This is a genomic window from Roseitalea sp. MMSF_3546, assembly GCF_030732865.1.
Taxonomy (GTDB): domain Bacteria; phylum Pseudomonadota; class Alphaproteobacteria; order Rhizobiales; family Rhizobiaceae; genus Roseitalea.
Genome location: NZ_JASHKB010000057.1, coordinates 1 through 2576, shown reverse-complemented (window position 1 = coordinate 2576; position 2576 = coordinate 1). Strand labels below are relative to the sequence as shown.

At 64.8% G+C, this 2576-nt stretch carries 3 protein-coding genes and 1 pseudogene; 1 reads left to right on the top strand and 3 read right to left on the bottom strand.

Annotated elements, in window-relative coordinates:
• Nucleotides 1–253: 253 nt before the first annotated feature.
• On the bottom strand, nt 254–1090 hold the full coding sequence (locus tag RBB34_RS19765) for an alpha/beta hydrolase (RefSeq protein WP_306120961.1): 837 nt from the start codon (nt 1088–1090) through the stop codon (nt 254–256).
• 118 nt (nt 1091–1208) lie between these two features.
• On the opposite strand from RBB34_RS19765, the gene RBB34_RS19760 reads away from it, so the two are divergent.
• Complete coding sequence (locus tag RBB34_RS19760; RefSeq protein ID WP_306120960.1) at nt 1209–2015, top strand: helix-turn-helix transcriptional regulator; 807 nt, start codon at nt 1209–1211, stop codon at nt 2013–2015.
• A gap of 61 nt (nt 2016–2076) precedes the next feature.
• Here RBB34_RS19760 and RBB34_RS19755 read toward each other — a convergent pair.
• A pseudogene (locus RBB34_RS19755) lies at nt 2077–2343 on the bottom strand (CopG family transcriptional regulator); the annotation flags it as partial.
• A gap of 29 nt (nt 2344–2372) precedes the next feature.
• The coding region (locus tag RBB34_RS19750) for a DMT family transporter (protein WP_306120959.1) at nt 2373–2576 on the bottom strand (204 nt) is incomplete at its 5' end.

Genomic DNA, 2576 nt, shown 5'->3' with positions numbered 1-2576 from the left:
TCGCTTCTGTTCGGAAAGGTTGGACGGTCATTCGCGGCCCCGCAGTTGCTTACGGGGTCGACTAAGAAGACCGCTATTGGCTCACGATCAACAGAGGTGAAGGCGTAGTAGGGCTAAGGCGTGCAAAGACAGGGTGCGGTGTTCTTTGTTCTATGTCGGTTGCGCCTGCAGACCAAATGCCGCTTCGGATTACCGACCGGAGGGTGTTCGCCGTTGCGGATCGTTGGCGAAAGATCGATTCGACGAGGTGCTATCAGGCGTGCCGTTCGATCCAGCCGATGAGGAGGCGGGCCACCCTGTCGGGCTGGTCGAGCATCAGCCAATGGCCGGCCTCGTCCACCTGCTCGAACTGCCATTCGGCGTCCATGAAACGTTCGGACTCCGCGATCTGCGGCCGCCACATCAACTCGTCTCGCGCGCCCCAGAGGCCGAGCGTCGGCACGGTGACGGGCACTGGCTCCGGAAGCTGGCCCGTCAGCGCGGCGAGCAGGATCTCGGCCACGGGGTGCGCCAGTTCGATCCGCCGCATGGCCTGCAGATAGTCCGGCTCGGCGGCCATGCGGCCTGCGATGGCGTCGCCCTGCGGATGGCCGGAAAGGAAGAACCGCATGAAGGCGCCGTCGTTTGCGGCGAAGAGCTCCGGCGCTAGGTCTGTCTGGGCGAGCAGGAAGTACCAGAGATTGCTGAGCTTGCCATGATCGAGATCGAACAGCGCCCCGCTATGGCCGACCGAGAGCGCGGCATAGGAGGCGAACCGCTCAGGCGCCGAGGCTACCATCTCCCAGCCGACCACAGCGCCCCAGTCATGGGCGACCAGATGGCAGCGCGCGACGCCCATCGTCTCCAGCATCGCAAGCATATCCGTCGCAAGGCGCGAGCCCGTATAGCGGGCTACGTCCGGATGCCGCTCGCTCTTGCCGAAGCCCAGAAGGTCCGGCGCGAGCACACGGTAGCCGGCATTGACCAGGACGGGCACCTGGTGCCGCCAAAGCTCGCCATCGTCGGGCCAGCCATGGAGGAGGAGGACGGTCCTGTCACCTGCGCCATGCTCCCTGACGTGATAGGTCGCGTTGTTCAGTTCGATGTCCATTGTCGCCCCTTCTCTCGCGATGATTGGGATCGCGAGGCGGTCCCCGGCCATTGACGGCTCGCGGTTGATTTCGCAGCCTTGGGGTAATCGACGCAATTACCTCTAGGTTATCGGACCGATGGATCGGCGCTCCTCCTTCGCGACCATGCTGACAGCCCTGCGCCACGAGCGCCGGCTGTCACAGCTCGACCTCGCCATGGAGGCCGAGATCAGTCAGCGGCATCTGAGCTTCCTGGAAAGCGGGCGGTCGAAGCCCGGCAGCGACGTGGCGGCCCAGTTGGCGCGCGCGCTCCGGCTGGCGCCGGACCTCGCGAATGCCTTTATGGCGGAAGCCGGTTTCGCCCCAATCTTCCGGGCAAGGCCAATCACCGATCCCGCCATGGCGCCGCTCAGAACTGCGGCTGCCCATGTGCTTTCCGGCCACATGCCGTATCCGGCGGTGCTGGTCGATGCGGTCGGTGACGTTCTCGATGCGAACCCGGCGTTCGGTGCGATCCTCACGCTCTTCGGCGATCCGGCCAAGCTTTGGGACCGCACTCACAATGGACGACCGAAGAACCTTTATCGGTTGACACTCCATCCCGCCGGCACGGCCGCCGCTCTCCTCAACTTTGAGGAAGTGGCCCGCGCGACGCTTCAGCGAGTTCTCCGCGAGGCGCAGGCCGGGCCGCGGTTGACGGGGCTTCTTGAGGAAATCGTCGGCTGGGACGGCATCGACCCGGCCTGGGCGAAGCCGGACTGGGGACCGCCGCCCGCGCCCATAGTCGCCGAGTGCTACAGGATCGGGCGCGAGGTGCTGAGCATCTTCGCGGTCACGACCCGGCTCGGCACCGCGATGGAGGCGGATGTACGAGGTCTCAGGGTCGAAAGCTACTTTCCCGCCGACGCCAGGACGCGACAGGTCATGGAAAGGCTGGAGCGTTGACGGCGCCAGTCGGACCGACGGGCGGTTATCCTCGGCGCGTCGTTCCGGGCACGAAGGAGATTCACTCACCGTCCGCGCGAACATCGTTCGAGACTTCCTTCGTCAGCGTGCTGCCTTTGGCGAGCCGACGACCGAGCGCTTCGACGAAGCCGTCATAGCGCTCGTGGCCTTTGGCCTGGGCTGCGTGGCGCATCGGATCGGGGAGCGGCGGCGTGGTGGTGAGCCAGAACTTGACGAACAGTGCGACGGCCTCCGTGTAGATCGTGACGTCGCGTTCCAGCCGTTCGATGGAGCGGGTCAGCCGGTCGAGGCGGCGGACGATGGTGGCGTTCCACTCGTCAAACCCGCCAAGGAGCATCAGCGCAGCATCAGATAAGCGCCGACCAGAAGAATTACGGTGGCGAAGACTCTCTGCAAGTCGATACTTCGGGTCTGCACCTCGAACAGGCCGAAATGGTCAATGACCATGCCGGCAACCAACTGACCGACGACGACGAGCGTGATCGCGGTGGTGGCGCCGAGTCTCGGGATCGTCTGGCTGAGTGACAAATAGAGGATCAG

What these genes read in the sequence shown, in the direction of transcription:
- RBB34_RS19765 (WP_306120961.1), bottom strand. Translation starts at nt 1,090, where the DNA reads ATGGACATCGAACTGAACAACGCGACCTATCACGTCAGGGAGCATGGC.
- RBB34_RS19760 (WP_306120960.1), top strand. Translation starts at nt 1,209, where the DNA reads ATGGATCGGCGCTCCTCCTTCGCGACCATGCTGACAGCCCTGCGCCAC.